At 41.8% G+C, this 15124-nt stretch carries 18 protein-coding genes; 6 read left to right on the top strand and 12 right to left on the bottom strand.

The features are described 5' to 3' along the window. Positions 1-57 precede the first annotated feature (57 nt). The 3 genes from ACNFN4_RS05155 to ACNFN4_RS05145 all read left to right on the top strand — a co-directional run bounded on the left by ACNFN4_RS05155 (position 58) and on the right by ACNFN4_RS05145 (position 3839). Positions 58-1479, top strand: coding sequence for a glycoside hydrolase family 68 protein (locus ACNFN4_RS05155; protein WP_014419358.1), 1422 nt, complete (start codon positions 58-60; stop codon positions 1477-1479). Positions 1480-1552: 73 nt separating this feature from the next. Beyond that, positions 1553-3097 (top strand): glycoside hydrolase family 32 protein, encoded by a 1545-nt coding sequence (locus ACNFN4_RS05150; protein WP_014419359.1) that lies wholly within the window; start codon positions 1553-1555, stop codon positions 3095-3097. 79 nt (positions 3098-3176) lie between these two features. After that, the gene (locus ACNFN4_RS05145) at positions 3177-3839 is read left to right on the top strand and encodes a GntR family transcriptional regulator (protein WP_007409865.1); all 663 of its coding nucleotides are present in this window, start codon (positions 3177-3179) and stop codon (positions 3837-3839) included. Between the two features lie 77 nt (positions 3840-3916). Here ACNFN4_RS05145 and ACNFN4_RS05140 read toward each other — a convergent pair whose 3' ends face one another. From ACNFN4_RS05140 to ACNFN4_RS05105, 8 genes are all read right to left on the bottom strand, one after another. Then, positions 3917-4426, bottom strand: a complete 510-nt coding sequence (locus ACNFN4_RS05140) for a DinB family protein (RefSeq protein WP_021494616.1) — start codon at positions 4424-4426, stop codon at positions 3917-3919. 50 nt (positions 4427-4476) lie between these two features. Beyond that, the gene (locus ACNFN4_RS05135; RefSeq protein ID WP_448200037.1) at positions 4477-5694 is read right to left on the bottom strand and encodes an MFS transporter; all 1218 of its coding nucleotides are present in this window, start codon (positions 5692-5694) and stop codon (positions 4477-4479) included. A 91-nt stretch (positions 5695-5785) separates the two neighbouring features. Further along, a complete protein-coding gene (locus tag ACNFN4_RS05130) occupies positions 5786-6736 on the bottom strand; it encodes a DMT family transporter (RefSeq protein WP_448200036.1) in 951 nt (316 codons plus the stop codon). Between the two features lie 244 nt (positions 6737-6980). Continuing rightward, the gene (locus ACNFN4_RS05125) at positions 6981-7349 is read right to left on the bottom strand and encodes a DUF1304 domain-containing protein (protein WP_021494608.1); all 369 of its coding nucleotides are present in this window, start codon (positions 7347-7349) and stop codon (positions 6981-6983) included. Positions 7350-7379: 30 nt separating this feature from the next. Beyond that, a complete protein-coding gene (locus tag ACNFN4_RS05120) occupies positions 7380-8018 on the bottom strand; it encodes a nitroreductase family protein (protein WP_014419365.1) in 639 nt (212 codons plus the stop codon). Between the two features lie 13 nt (positions 8019-8031). Next, complete coding sequence (locus ACNFN4_RS05115) at positions 8032-8466, bottom strand: MarR family winged helix-turn-helix transcriptional regulator (RefSeq protein WP_004393037.1); 435 nt, start codon at positions 8464-8466, stop codon at positions 8032-8034. Between the two features lie 138 nt (positions 8467-8604). After that, a complete protein-coding gene (locus ACNFN4_RS05110) occupies positions 8605-9483 on the bottom strand; it encodes a YitT family protein (RefSeq protein ID WP_448200035.1) in 879 nt (292 codons plus the stop codon). A gap of 168 nt (positions 9484-9651) precedes the next feature. Continuing rightward, positions 9652-10104 carry a MarR family winged helix-turn-helix transcriptional regulator gene (locus ACNFN4_RS05105; RefSeq protein WP_029973037.1) on the bottom strand — a complete coding sequence of 151 codons (453 nt, stop codon included), beginning with the start codon at positions 10102-10104 and terminating at the stop codon, positions 9652-9654. A 121-nt stretch (positions 10105-10225) separates the two neighbouring features. Here ACNFN4_RS05105 and ACNFN4_RS05100 point away from each other — a divergent pair, with 121 nt between their 5' ends. Both ACNFN4_RS05100 and ACNFN4_RS05095 read left to right on the top strand, forming a co-directional pair. Next, positions 10226-10657, top strand: coding sequence for a GNAT family N-acetyltransferase (locus ACNFN4_RS05100; protein ID WP_448200034.1), 432 nt, complete (start codon positions 10226-10228; stop codon positions 10655-10657). 335 nt (positions 10658-10992) lie between these two features. Further along, complete coding sequence (locus ACNFN4_RS05095; RefSeq protein WP_021494606.1) at positions 10993-11859, top strand: DUF1259 domain-containing protein; 867 nt, start codon at positions 10993-10995, stop codon at positions 11857-11859. A gap of 246 nt (positions 11860-12105) precedes the next feature. Here the strand turns inward: ACNFN4_RS05095 and ACNFN4_RS05090 are convergent, their stop codons facing one another. Genes ACNFN4_RS05090 through ACNFN4_RS05080 form a run of 3 tightly spaced genes read right to left on the bottom strand, consistent with a single transcriptional unit; the run spans position 12106 to position 13555 of the window. Further along, the gene (locus tag ACNFN4_RS05090; protein WP_448200033.1) at positions 12106-12753 is read right to left on the bottom strand and encodes an HAD family hydrolase; all 648 of its coding nucleotides are present in this window, start codon (positions 12751-12753) and stop codon (positions 12106-12108) included. A 2-nt stretch (positions 12754-12755) separates the two neighbouring features. Then, positions 12756-13184, bottom strand: a complete 429-nt coding sequence (locus ACNFN4_RS05085) for an NUDIX domain-containing protein (RefSeq protein WP_014419370.1) — start codon at positions 13182-13184, stop codon at positions 12756-12758. 14 nt (positions 13185-13198) lie between these two features. Next, a complete protein-coding gene (locus ACNFN4_RS05080) occupies positions 13199-13555 on the bottom strand; it encodes a hypothetical protein (protein WP_448200032.1) in 357 nt (118 codons plus the stop codon). 401 nt (positions 13556-13956) lie between these two features. On the opposite strand from ACNFN4_RS05080, the gene ACNFN4_RS05075 reads away from it, so the two are divergent. Continuing rightward, positions 13957-14502 (top strand): hypothetical protein, encoded by a 546-nt coding sequence (locus ACNFN4_RS05075; RefSeq protein WP_182072181.1) that lies wholly within the window; start codon positions 13957-13959, stop codon positions 14500-14502. Between the two features lie 128 nt (positions 14503-14630). Here the strand turns inward: ACNFN4_RS05075 and ACNFN4_RS05070 are convergent, their stop codons facing one another. Next, positions 14631-15089, bottom strand: a complete 459-nt coding sequence (locus tag ACNFN4_RS05070) for a hypothetical protein (RefSeq protein WP_014419373.1) — start codon at positions 15087-15089, stop codon at positions 14631-14633. Positions 15090-15124: the final 35 nt, after the last annotated feature.

Below are 15124 nucleotides of genomic sequence, written 5' to 3'. Positions count from 1 at the left end.
CAGGAGGATCGAATCGGCAGATCGCAAAAAAAGGTACATACAAAAGGAGACATGAACATGAACATCAAAAAATTTGCAAAACAAGCCACAGTTCTAACTTTTACGACTGCACTTCTGGCAGGGGGAGCGACTCAAGCCTTCGCGAAAGAAAATACCCAAAAACCTTACAAAGAAACGTACGGCGTCTCTCATATCACACGCCATGATATGCTGCAGATCCCTAAACAGCAGCAAAGTGAAAAATACCAAGTGCCTCAATTCGACCAATCAACCATTAAAAATATCGAGTCCGCAAAAGGACTGGATGTGTGGGACAGCTGGCCGCTCCAAAACGCTGACGGAACAGTAGCTGAATACAACGGCTATCACGTCGTGTTTGCTTTAGCGGGAAGCCCGAAAGACGCTGATGACACATCCATCTACATGTTTTATCAAAAAGTCGGCGACAACTCGATCGACAGCTGGAAAAACGCGGGCCGTGTCTTTAAAGACAGCGATAAGTTCGACGCCAACGATGAAATCCTGAAAGAACAGACACAAGAATGGTCCGGTTCTGCAACCTTTACATCTGACGGAAAAATCCGTTTATTCTACACTGACTTTTCCGGTACACATTACGGTAAACAAAGCCTGACAACGGCGCAGGTAAATGTGTCAAAATCTGATGACACGCTCAAGATCAACGGAGTGGAAGATCATAAAACGATTTTTGACGGTGACGGAAAAACATATCAAAACGTTCAGCAGTTTATCGATGAAGGGAACTATACATCCGGCGACAACCACACGCTGAGAGACCCTCACTACGTTGAAGACAAAGGCCATAAATACCTTGTATTCGAAGCCAACACGGGAACAGATAACGGATACCAAGGCGAAGAATCTTTATTTAACAAAGCGTACTACGGCGGCAGCACAAACTTCTTCCGTAAAGAAAGTCAGAAGCTTCAGCAAAGTGCTAAAAAACGCGATGCTGAATTAGCGAACGGCGCCCTCGGTATCGTAGAGTTAAACGATGACTACACATTGAAAAAAGTCATGAAGCCGCTGATCACTTCAAACACGGTAACTGATGAAATCGAGCGCGCGAATGTTTTCAAAATGAACGGCAAATGGTACCTGTTCACTGATTCACGCGGTTCAAAAATGACGATCGACGGTATTAACTCAAACGATATTTACATGCTTGGTTATGTATCAAACTCTTTAACAGGTCCTTACAAGCCGCTGAACAAAACTGGTCTTGTACTGCAAATGGGTCTTGATCCTAACGATGTGACGTTCACTTACTCTCACTTCGCAGTGCCGCAAGCCAAAGGCAACAATGTCGTGATCACAAGCTACATGACAAACAGAGGCTTCTTTGAGGATAAAAAGGCAACATTTGCGCCAAGCTTCTTATTGAACATCAAAAACAAGAAAACATCCGTTGTCAAAAACAGTATCCTTGAACAAGGACAGCTTACGGTTAACAACTAATAACAACAAAAAGAAAATGCCGATACTTCATTGGCATTTTCTTTTATTTCTCAACAAGATGGTGAATTCAATCATGGTACGAAAATGGCCCATTGTAATATTGATCTTTTTGGGTGCGTTCCTGTTTGTCGGCTTACTGCCGAACAAAACCCACAATTCCTCTGACACAAACACGGAGCATAAGAAGGATTACCGGGCGGCGTATCATTTTACGACCCCGGACAAATGGAAAAACGACCCTCAAAAGCCCATTTTTTTCGAGGGGAAATATCATTACTACTATCTTTATAATCGGGATTACCCGAACGGCAACGGCACAGAATGGCGGCACGCCGTATCAGAGGACTTGGTGCACTGGACGGACGAAGGCACGGCTATTCCGAAATACACCAACGAAAACGGCGATATCTGGTCCGGTTCTGTCGTCATTGATAAACACAACACCGCGGGCTTCGGCAAAAACGCGCTGGTCGCCGTCACAACGCAGCCGACAGCCAAAACAAAAGCCCAGGAACAATATTTATGGTACAGCACGGATAAAGGAAAAACGTTTACTTCCTATAGTGATCAGCCCGTGATGAAAAACCCGGGAACTAAGGATTTCAGGGACCCGAAAGTGATCTGGGATGAACAGGATGACAAATGGGTGATGGCCATGGCCGAAGGCGAAAAAATCGGTTTTTATGAATCACCCGATTTGAAAAATTGGACATACACGGGCGGTTTTATCACTCAGCAGATCGGTCTCGTCGAATGCCCCGACCTTTATATGATGCGTGGAGATGACGGAACAGCCAAGTGGGTTCTAGGCGTAAGCGCAAACGGCAAACCCGCAGGCAAACCGAATACGTACGCGTATTGGACCGGAAACTTTGACGGGAAGGAATTTACCGCCGATCAAGAAGAACCGCAATGGCTCGATTACGGCTTTGACTGGTACGGCGGCGTCACATTTGAGGACGGTAAAAGCGAAGATCCGCTGACAAAACGCTATGCGCTGGCATGGATGAACAATTGGGATTATCCGAATGAAACACCGACACTAAAAAACGGCTTTAACGGCACGGATTCTATCGTCCGTGAAATCCGCCTTCAGCAGCAAGACGGCGGCACATACAGCCTTGTGTCAGAGCCGGTTGAAGCATTGAACCAATTAACCTCTTCAACTGACAGCATAGAACACAAACAGGTGAACGGTTCAGAGACACTGCCGATCAAAGGCGATACATATCAGCTTGATATGGATATCGCTTGGTCAGATATCAAAAATGCAGGCGTCAGACTCAGAGAATCAGCAGACCAAAGCCGGCATATTGATGTCGGTATTTCAGCAGAAGGCGGCTACGCCTATGTGAACAGATCGTTTACAGGCCAGCCTGATAAAACCGGTGCATACGCCGAAAGCAAAGCCCCATTTGACGGAAACAAAGGGCGTGTCCATCTGAAAATTCTCGTAGACAAAACAAGTATTGAAGTATTTGCAGACGACGGAAAAACCGTTCTGACAAATGAAGTGTTCCCAAAACACGAAGATCAGGGAATCACGCTCTTTTCTGAAGGCGGCTCCGCTGACTTTCAGCATATTGAGATGAAGCATCTCGGTTCGATTCATTCTTAGACGTCCCTCTTCATTTCTAACCAGCGCCCGGACTGTGGTAAAATGCAAATATGTATACTACGATTCATGAGGTGTTCCATTGGATAATCAAAACAAAGAACCTGTGCTGAAAAGAACCATCATGCGGGACGAAGTGTATCGCACACTCAGAAACTGGATCATAACGGGCAAGCTCAAACCGGAAACAAAGTTAAAGGACAAGGATTTGTCGGAAACATTGGGAATCAGCCGCACCCCGATACGGGAAGCCTTATTGCGGCTGGAAGATGACGGCTTGGTGATAACAAAAGCGAACAGATGGACGCTTGTCGCTCCGATTGAGTTAAAAGAAGCGGAAAACTTGTATTCCATCGTCTGGACGCTTGAAAAACTCGCATTGCAGCAAGCTCTCCCGCATGTGGACGATGCCGTGATTCAGGAATTGAAACAGCTGAATGAAAATCTTCTTCAAACGATGAAAGACGGCGATAAACTGGCCATCCTGGAAGCGGACAATGCATTTCACCATCGTATCATTCTGCTTGCGGACAACGCCGAACTTCACAAATTGCTAGTAAGCCTGAAAGTCAAAATTCAGAGAATGGAAATCCGCTATTTCAGTGAAAACGGCGCTTTAAACAGATCATATAATGAACACTCTGATATCATTCACGCATTAGAACAGCAAGATGCCGCCGCTGCTTTTACAGCGCTTGAAGCGAATTGGAAAAACAGTTTAGAACGGCTGCAGAACATGGCATAGCAAACGAAAAAGCCAAATCACTCATATGATTTGGCTTTTTTACGGATATCACAAGACAGCCGCGTTGGCTGTCTTGTTTACTTTTTGTTTATATATAAATAAATACCGTAATCCGTCGGCACAGAAGCATACCCCATCTGTCTGAGCATGGCTGTTATATTCCCGCGATGATACGTTCCGTGGTTCACAACATGGAGGATCATATCGGCCGCTGCGGTTTTCATGATGTCACCTGACGGATGCTCTATTTCAAGGGGGAGACTGATATTTTCTTCCTTTTGCAAAAATAATTGATACCGGTCTGATAATTCCGAGAACATATCTTCCAGCTCTTCTATCTCTTTAGACAAGATGTCCTCTTTTTGCTGTTCAGCTGATTTCAGCGTATCCTCCAGACGCTCTCCGGAGAACACATCAAACCACCCCTTATCCGACAGATACACATGAGTCAATACACCGGCTATCGACGGAAAGACACTTTGAATCTCCTTACGGTACACATCCTCCGGAAGCTCTTTAAGCCGGGTGAATATTTGCTGATTTGCCCAAAGATGATAATCATACAATTGCAGTGCCAGATGTCCCACATTACCCTCTCCTCTCTCGATACAGAACGTACGTTCCTAATTATACTACACTACATGCGGCTTTGTACCATCTTCTTCATTCGCAGCTGAGAAAATCCGATAAAAGCCGAAATTAATAAGAGGAGGCCTGCGCCAATATAAATAAACCGCACGCCGAATACATCCGAGATAACCCCCGTTCCGATAATGGAAAACATAAAAATGAACTGAACTAAAGCTGATCTCGCCGCTAATATATTGACCCGTGTCTTTTCGGTCGTGATGTTTTGAAGTAATGTTTCCTGCGTGAGATCTCGTAATACACAAGCCGGCCCCATACACAGCACCAGAAAAAGGGCCGCAATGGCGCTTGTGATCAACCCATAAATAAACGTGAACATTCCATATGCCAAAGCTCCCGTCAGCATAAGCGGAATGAGAAGATGCTGAAACTTACCGGATAACTTATAGATGATCAGTCCGCCGATCATCGTCCCCGCATAATAGACTCCGTTGACATACCCCCACCAAGCCTCTCCTTTATGAAGGACGTCATGCACATAAGTTAAGGACACAGACCCGATCCATATCATGCCTGCCCACGATTCGATCACATCCATCACAATGAGAACCCTGAGCTGTTTTTGCTGAAATAAATACACCCAGCCGCTTGCCGCATCTGCAAAAAGGGAACGTTCCCTGACTGCTGCCGGCGCACACATGCGTACTTGAAGAAACAGAATGATGCCCAAAAGCGAAGAAACCAATAACATGACAGTGACGATCATTGTATCGCTCTCTCCCAAGAACGCTATGATGACGCCGCCCAGAGACCACCCCGCAAACTGAACGGTCTGATCCGCCGCAGATAATAAACCGTTCGCTTTCGCCCTTCGATCAGGAGGAATGATTTCCCCAATCAGCGCGCTTTTTATCGGAGCAAACCATCCGTTGCAAAAAGAAATGCCTCCGATCAGACAAAACAGCAGAAAAAAGAATGCAGATGAACCGGCTTGGATGACAAAAAACAAACAGACTAACAGTGTGATCTGTATCAATTGAGAACCGATTAACAAAGAACGAAGCGTGAACCGGCCGGTGACCAGCGGCAAAACGGCGCTGCCCAATACACGACATACAATGCTGACGAACGTCATAAGAGAGGCCATCGCCGTCGAACCGGTTTTTGTAAACAAAAACAAGATGACAGCCATCGTATAAAGTGAGAACCCCAAGTTGATAGCGGTCTGGCTGTATAAAATAGCATAATACGCTCTCTTCATATTCATCCTCAGCAACCTCACTCCCCAAAGCCGATGCGCGCAGGCATCGGCTTATTTTTTCGTTTACTTTCTCTCCTTAGTGGGAGGCTTTCGTATGTCAGGCTCTCAGCTTTAATTTGATCTTCCTGCCTTCCGAAAAAGTAATCATGCTTAGGACAATGAAACAGCCTATCCACTGTATCCATGTTAAGCGCTCGCCCAAGAAAAAAGCGCCAAAGATGATTGTGATGATCGGGCCCATCATTGAAATCAAAGACCCTCTTACTGCCCCAATCCGTTTGATACCTTCCAGCATAAATAAAAAAGGAACGACTGTTGTAAATACAGCAATGATAAAAAAAAGGAAATATACGGGTGGCTGAAACGACCATAGCTCTGTCTGATAGCCAAAACCCTTTCTTGCGATTAAAAAAAGCACCATGGCAATGCTTGCTAAGGACATCCCATATGCATTCATACGGATACTCCCTACTTTGCGAACAAGCTGACCGGATAAGACCAAATAAAGTCCGTAAACCGCGGACGACAGAAGAACGAGAAAAGCGCCAAATATATTAGCACTCAATTCGTGCAGGTTCCAGCCGCCAATGGAAAAAAAGATTCCTATGCTGACCACAACGACAGAAATGATGTCTGCAGCGGTGATTTTCTCCATTTTTCCGAAAAACGAGATAATCATGACAAAAATCGGATAACTCATAACGAGCATCCTTTCTACAATAGCTGAAACATAATGCAGCCCGATAAAGTCCAACAGCGGTGATAGAAAAAAAACGAGCAGACCCGTGATCCCTGCTCTGACTATATCAGCCTTTGCCGGTTTTTCAGATAATTTTGCACGATACATAAGAAAAATGATGCAAAAAAGAGGGGTTGCAATCATTTGTCTGAAAAATAGCGTTGACTCCGGGGTGGCTCCGAATGTGTAAGCCCACTTAATAAAGATCGACTTTGAGGCAAAACACAGCGTACCAACAATCATAAACAACATTCCGGCGAGAAACGGATGGTTTAGTTTTGGCGGAGTATTCACTTCGATTTTGCTCATAGATTTACACCTTTCCTTAGTGCGAATATTATTTATTTCGATTCTATAAGCAGTTTCCCTTTTTGTTTTATATACTAAAATGTATTTCTATCACCCGAAAAAAAGCCGATGCGCGCAGGCATCGGCTTTCAAATTAATCTATCATCTTAAGAACAAGCGGCCGGAATCATCCATTTATCAGGAATGTTTTTCAAAACGGAAATAAAAAAGAGGGCTCCCATTCCGGAAGCCCTCACTCCGTCTGCTACGCCGCTAAAAGAAAAATAAGCGCTAAAACAGCCGGAAGTCCTTGTTTTACGATAATTGATTTGTTTGAAGTAAAGCCTCCGAAAATGGCCGCGATGACCACACAGATGACGAAAAACATTTGAATCATATGGCCCATCGGATCAGCTCCGAGGATCAGCCCCCAAATGAGGCCGGCAGCCAGAAATCCATTATACAGACCTTGATTTGCAAACATGACCGCTACATTCCGGTCACCTTCTAAATGCTTCGGCAATTTGAAGGACCGCTTAGCTGCCTTCGAATTGATAAAAAACATTTCAAGTATCATGATAAATATATGTTCTAAAGCTACAATTCCGACGAAAACAGCCGCAATTATGTCCACTGTCCCTCTCCTCTCAGCTTCACCTCAAACTTATTTCCATTGTGCGATTGTTTCGATAGGAAGACGGTAGGAAGCATATCCTTCGTCTGCCGCTTTTCCGATTGATAACAGCATGACCGGTACATAACGCTCTTTATCCATTCCGAAAACCTCGGCGATCTTTTCTTTATCGTAGCCGCCGATCGGATTTGTGTCATAGCCGTGCGCGCGTGCCGTAAGCATCAGCTGCATGGAAACGAGTCCTCCGTCAATCAGAATCGTTTCACGGTTCACTTGCTCCGGAAGTTTTTCAAAGTGCGCCGTCAACGCAGCGATTTGTCTGTCTTTTACTTCCTGCGGCATGTAGCCCAGTTCGACCGCTTTCGAATAAATTTCTTCTAAATAGTCATCATTGTTCATATCTGCGAAAACCGCGATCACCGCAGATGATGTGCTGACTTGTGTTTGGTTAAAGCTGGCAAGCGGCGCGAGTTTTTCTTTTCCTTCAGGGCTGTCAATGACGAGAAAACGCCACGGCTGCGCGTTAACTGAAGACGGTGCTGTCGTTGCTTCTTCCAGGATTTGAGTCATTTCTTCTTTGCTGATTTTAACAGCCGGATCGTAATTCCGAATGGAACGGCGGCCTTTCATAATGTCCATAAAATCGTTTGTTTTCAGTTCTGTTTTCATGTGTAATACACTCCTATGCTTTCATATTTTCTATATTATTCTGCATCTGCGACAATACGTTTTTTAACATACTGCGTTCTTCCTCGCTGACACCGGCAAGCATTTCCTTTATGAAACGCTCCTTCTCCTTTTTGGAAGCCTCAATTCTCTCCCGCCCCTGATCAGTAAGCCGGACAAGTATAATTCGGTTGTCCTCGGGCTTCCGCCTTCTTGTGACCATTTCTTTGGCTTCAAGCTGTTTCAAGTGTCTTGTCACGGCTGCGCCATCAATATTCACCTTTTTCTGAAGATCGCTTTGGCTGATCTCGTCGACGTAAAAAAGCACGGCGAGAAGCTCAAGGCGGGATTGGCTGATTCCGGTGCACGCTTCAAACTTCGTGCCGATCACTTTATGCAGTGATTGGAGCTGATATAAAATCTCGCCTTCCTCTGAACAACATGCTGTCAAAACCCATCCCCACTTTCTTTTGCGCGATTAATTGACTAGTCAATGTTTGATATATCAACAATATACAGCCGCCATTCTTTTTTTGCAAGTTTTTTCTCCTTTTTTAAAAAAAGCTGCCGATTAACGGCAGCTCTCTACTTAATGATTATGGACTTTTCTGAAATTACTGCCTTTTACTTCTGCGACATCATATACCGTCACAAAGGCTTGTTTATCAATGTCATTAATAATTTCCTTCAGTTTGGTTTCTTCCAAACGGTTGATGACACATGTGATTTCTTGGAATTTTTCATGAGAAAAACCGCCGTATGCTTCTTTATAAGTAGCGCTCCGGCCCAATTCTTCACGAATGGTCTCTACCATTAATGCAGGCTCATTGGTGATAATCTGAAATGTTTTAGAACCGCTTAAGCCTTCCTCAACCACATGAATCACCTTAGATGCAATGTAGTAAGCAATGACCGAAAGCAATGCGCCTTGCAGCCCAAATACAAAAGAAACAAAAATAAACACAAACATGTTTAAAAATAAAATGAGGTCGCTCGTGCCAAACGGCAATTTCCGTGACAGAAGCACAGCCAGCATATCAATTCCATCTAATGCGCCGCCGTTGCGCAATGCCAATCCCATTCCAAAGCCGAGAATAATCCCGCCGACAACGGTGATTAACAGGGTGTCTCCCTCGATGATAGCCGGTGTGTGGTGGAAAAAACTCGTGCCCACGGCAAGTGAGACAATACCGATAATTGATAGAAACGCAAAACCTTTCCCGATTTGCTTATATCCTAACCAGACAAACGGTATATTGATCACCGCAATTAAGATCCCAAGAGGCAAATGAAACAGCTGTGAACCGACAATGCTGAGTCCGGTTACACCGCCGTCAGATACACTATTCGGAATCAATACGGTTTCCAGTCCATACGCGGCAATAATTCCGCCGATGATGACCATGATGGCCCGTACGATTGATTTCACTCTGAATTTCTTACGTCTTTGTTTTTCGATTGTACTCATATCATTCCCCGCTTCAATTATTTTTTCTTATTTAAATATACCATAATTGATACTTTTCGTTAAAAATAAGCCTATCGGCTATGTTGAAGCAGGAACCGAGGAAGGAGATTTCACAGATAACGTATCCATTTATGACTTTAATCATTCACCAAAAGGAATTAATAACCATCAATAATCTCTTTTATTCCCCTTCTTCACATATTCCCAATCATGTTCTATATTTTTTCTCACCCGCTGAAGAAGTCCGAAAATGGTTTCTTTTTCCTCAGATGTAAAGCCGGACAGGGCTACCTCCGCAGAATGCTCTCCTTCTCTTTGCAATAACGGATAAACCTTTCTCCCTTTTTCAGTCGGGAACAGTTTTTTTATTTTTTTATTTTGATCATCAGGACGCTTTTCAATAAACCCTTGTATTTCCAATTTTTTGATTGCCCTCGCCGCTGTTGTTCGGTCAACTTTAATCATTTCCGCCACTTTTTCCTGTATCACTCCCGGGTTTTCACATATACGCACAAGATAGAGATACTGCCCTTTTGTTAAGTCTAATTCCTTAAATTCAATATTGCTGATGGAATCCAATGCCCGTGCGATCATGCCGATTTCCCGCAAAATATCAGTCATATCTTTTTCAAACCCTTCATGTTTTTGTTGCATTTGCAATATAATTGTTTTATCGTTACTTCTATAAGAACACAAGCAAGCCGTGCAGTCCAGACTAACATGTGAAAAGGATTGGTTGATCATGCAGATAAAAAGGATAACAACGGAAATTGATTTACAAGCAGCGCTTGAGATTAGAAAAGCAGTATTCATTGAGGAACAGCAAGTACCTGAATCCGATGAATTTGACCAGTTCGATACGCTTGAGGATCAGTGCGGGCATGTCTTGGTTTATCATGAAAATCAGCCTGCCGGCACAGGACGCGTCCGCATCGTAAACCATACAGGCAAGCTCGAACGAATCTGCATCCTGAAGCCTTACCGCAAATACGGGTTGGGCAAAGTCATCATAAGCGAATTAGAAAACATGGTAAAAGAAAAAGGCATCACCCAATGTAAACTGCATGGACAAACACATGCGGAAGGCTTTTATCACAAACTAGGCTATCAGACAGATTCACCGGAATTTATGGAAGGCGGCATCCCGCATGTCTTGATGACAAAAGAGCTGTGAGCTGTCACTGAATGAGCAGCCAAACGGCTGTATGAATTATTTACCGAAAGCCTTGTATAAAGGCTTTTTTTCTTAGCCTGAACGCCTTAAAAAAATCAAACCCAGGATAAAACTACCAATTTATAGTGTTTTCATTTCTTAAATAGTCCGATCAAAAGCTTTTAATCTATTAAAAATTAACAGTTAAAGAGATTATAAAAAGGGAATGAAATCCTGAATTATGCAAGAAAGGCTGATTCTCTCTAATATGGACTGCTGACGCGTTACATTCTTTCTATCTTCACATATCTTTAATACTAAGTACGTTATAAATAGATTCCAGGAGGAGATATGAAGTGGAAGAAACGAGTATGGAGCCATCACGGCTCTGCAAAGAATTTGCTAGAATTCTCAATTCAACGCCCAGTGTCGTAAATGGCGTATGTACGGCGACAAGATTTCGAAGCAACATTCATCCGGTGGTACTCGGAAGAAGAGCCGAGGCATTTCCTTTTATTCCTCAGGCCTTTTCATTTGAAAGCATGGATCGGGAAGGCAGAGCTTTATGTTTAGGTGAGACTGTTTTACTGCAAGAAGAAGTGAACCCGTTAATGAGTGAGCTGCGCAAATTCGGTATCATCGTAACTGCCGTTCATAACCATTGGCTGTTCGATAAACCGCGTCTGATGTTTATGCATTTTGAATCAATTGATAAACCTCTCAATTTTGCAAGAAAAGTGAGAGAGGCCCTGAGAGTTCTAACTACTAAAACTGTGCGTGCGGTACCAAAAACTGACGGGGAAATGATTGAACGGCATGGTCTTTGTGACGAATTCAACGATATTCTAGGCGGAACCATGCATACGTTTGAAAATGGAATTTGTACAGTAATGAGATCCCGAACGAATATAAAACCAGTAGTACTGGGACGGCCCGGAAGATCATTTTTGCTCATTCCGCAAATGTTTTCATTTGAATCAATGACAAAAGACGGCCGTGCTCTTTGCAGCGGAGAAACTGTAATTCTGCAAAAAGAAATCAATCCATTTATCAGCGTCCTTCGGAAACATGATCTGACTGTAACGTCACTTCACAATCACTGGCTGTTTGATAAACCGAGACTGATGTATATTCATTTCGAATCGATTGATAAACCTGTCAACTTCGCCTTAAAAGTGAGAGATGCTTTAAGAGTGCTTACTGATAAAGAGGTCAAAGCTTAGCATGTTTTGAAGTATCAAAAAGCGATTAAAATAATCGCTTTTACATATGATCAACCGAAAACAAAAAAGATTTACTCTTCAAAAACCAAGCCTATGTGCCTCTAGGAAAGACATAACCATACAGATTGAAGTTTGAATAAAACAAGGAGAGCAGAGGTTAGCCTTTTTTTTATATTTGGCATCTTAACTTAAGAAAAGCCGCTTTGTCGGCGGCTTTTTTATCCTGAATCCTTTAATGTGAGAATGTTAAAAAGCAGCGGAATAGTTTTTGTCTTGCAGAATCCGAAGAAGTTGATGGGGTTCTTTTACAAAGTATGTCGGTGAAGCTGCAGATAAGTGTGTAAGATTCCCCTCTCCCCATAAAGCGCCCGCACTTTTCATATCAGCAGCATGAGCTGCCTCAATATCTGTCATTTGATCTCCAATATATAAACAATCGCTTATATCTGCATGTAAGTGATTTATCGCTGTTAGTAATGGCTTAGGACTCGGTTTGTACTCATCACAATCTTCAGCCGTGAGAACGACTTTAAAAAACCCATCTAATTTATTATTGATTAACTCGCCATAAGCAATATTCTTCAATTGTGAGGTCACAATCCCCAAACCATATCCTCTTTCACTTAAACTTTCCAGCAAAGAGATAACACCCGGATACGGTCTGATTTGATGGATTTTATTTTCGAAATACTGCAATATCGAGGAACGTATTTGCTCTGCCTCGTTTGGAAATCTTCTCAAAAAAACCGCAATAGGCTTACCGACAAGAGACTCTCTCTCTTCATTCGTTAATTTTCTCTTTAATACTGTTTCAATTCCATGATTATAAGCCTCTTTTGCCAACCATTCACTATTTACCAAGGTTCCATCTAAATCGAATAGAATTGTATGCATTTTTATTTTCTCTGACTTTCAAATTTATTAAGATAACTCTCTAAAGCATTTTTAGTAGTTAACGTTAAGGGATCAGGCAAATTTTGAAGAGAAAACCAGCCAACATCAATTATTGCATTTAACTCGCAGTTTCTTACAGTCCCAGTTTGAATACTGCATTGATACGTCGGACATACCCAATGAGTCTCCTCATCATGTAAAATATGGTTTGTGACACAAAGTAAAGAATCAACCTGAATAGTTACCCCTACTTCCTCTTTTATTTCACGGATAACTGTATCTTCTGCCTTTTCCATCCACTCAACTTTACCGCCGGGTATACTCCAATGATTAGCTTCAGGGTCCTTCTTTCGTAAAACTAATAGTAATTCCTGTTCCTCATTCAGAATAAATGCTCCGACTCCCACTCTTGGGTGCTCTGTTTTTTCCACTGTTAGTCCTCCTTTTAGACAGTAGATGTCAGCTCCTTATCGCTAGGTTTTTTACCATTAAGAATATCTCTTGCAATAACGATTCCAGTAGTCGCTGCTTGAATAATTCCGCGTGCCCATCCAATGGCATCTCCGGCAACATAGAATCCAGGTACATTGGTACGAAGACCCTCTTCTGCTTGAACACGATCCCAGCATAGTTCCCATACCGGAGCGTGCAGTAAGGTATCACCATTAATAAGATCTTCAGATAATAAAGACAAATGATTTAAAAATTCCTCCACTGCTTCTGTTACATATTGAGGAAGAACCCAATGCAGATTTGTTGGCGCTGCATCCGGCAGAGTAGATTTAATGCTATTCTGCTTCAATTTTTCTTCAATTGTTGGTATTCTGGCAACGAAATCTTCATAACGCTGGAATTGGTCAAACGGTATACTTAATTTTCCGGATACATATATAAATCAACTTGAAAGAACGTTAGAAATAGTCGAAGAAAAAGCTGCAGCTGTAAACATACATTCTAAATGGACATTGATGGAGTATGCGTCGGCAATATAACAATTAAATTAATTCAATTCGGTTCCTCTTTCCCTAAAGAAAAACTTGTGCCTAAAAATCAGTCACATCATCCATCTTCAGCCTCCAAACATTATCAAGCCTTGATGAGGCAAGCAAACACGGAGTATCATAGTTAGACACAACAAAAAAGATCTCATTATCCAAAGTCAGATTGAGTATTTTAGTTGTATAAAATAAAGGAGGAAATAGATTGACTTTACACCATTTTATTGGGGCTGACAAAGAACTTCCTATTGGTGAGTATGGCAGGAATCCTAAACTTAAGCCCATTTCTGAACTAGAAATAAAAGGAATTGATGTCAACAAACGCTCTCAATTTAAAAAAAATCGAAAGAACAGCGAAAATTCACTTGTAAAGGTTTATGACACAGAAGAAGATGCATACGGAATTGATATTGTTCATTTAGATCCTGGATATGAAGCAGTCAGAAACAAATTCACACATCCTTATATATATGAATTACAAGGGTACTTACACGCCAACAATACACCTGGCCAACGTAAATCTATTAAATCACTTTTTCTTTTCATTGAAAAACACTTGTCAAAAGGTGAATCAGTTGAAATATATTCCTGCTTAGATGGATATGAAGATGAAGATAAAGATGACAGTATGGATGTAGTTATCAATTTAAATACTTTACAATTTGGAAAACATATAAAGTTTAAAGATATAAATCACCTTAGTCATATATTCTATTTGGAAGATAAACAATATGTATTAGTCAAGAAATAAACAAGAAAAATCCCAATTTAATAATGTTAGTTTAATAAGTAAGGAAACCATTCTATACGGTTTCCTTACTTATATATATTATTATTCACTAAAAACCATTCAACTCTTTTATAAAAAGTTGAATGATTTTAATCCCATTTTTCAAAATGCACTTTTAATCCTGGTATACTCAATATTCTTTGTATTTCTTTATCATCTTCAGTATCGATATAACTTTCTTCTTCATGAGAGCATGTTACCAACCACTCCTTTCCATCTTTGAAAAAAGACAAGTCTTCTGGTAAATGTGGCTGCTCCCAAGCATATAAAGAATTTGCGGATTCTTTCAGAATGTTTTTTGCGTTTTCATCTGTATAATAGTAATAAACTTTTGCTTTTTGATTGTCTCCTAGAATAGTACTGGCCCATTCTGATTGCTCTTTCATTACTTTCAACGAACTTTCAAGTTTTTTTAACAGAGGATCGAATGATTTTAAAGATCCCATATCTTTTCTTAAAACTAAATGAAATTCGTCGCAAATTTCGAAAGCCAAATCAATTAACTCTGAATACAGCTGATCCTTTGGGTTGTGATCAATAATTAACATAGTTACCTCCTTCTCCTATCTTTTAATTACTTTAA

Source organism: Bacillus sp. N1(2025) (assembly GCF_053470005.1).
This window is presented reverse-complemented; position numbering and strand designations above follow the sequence as displayed.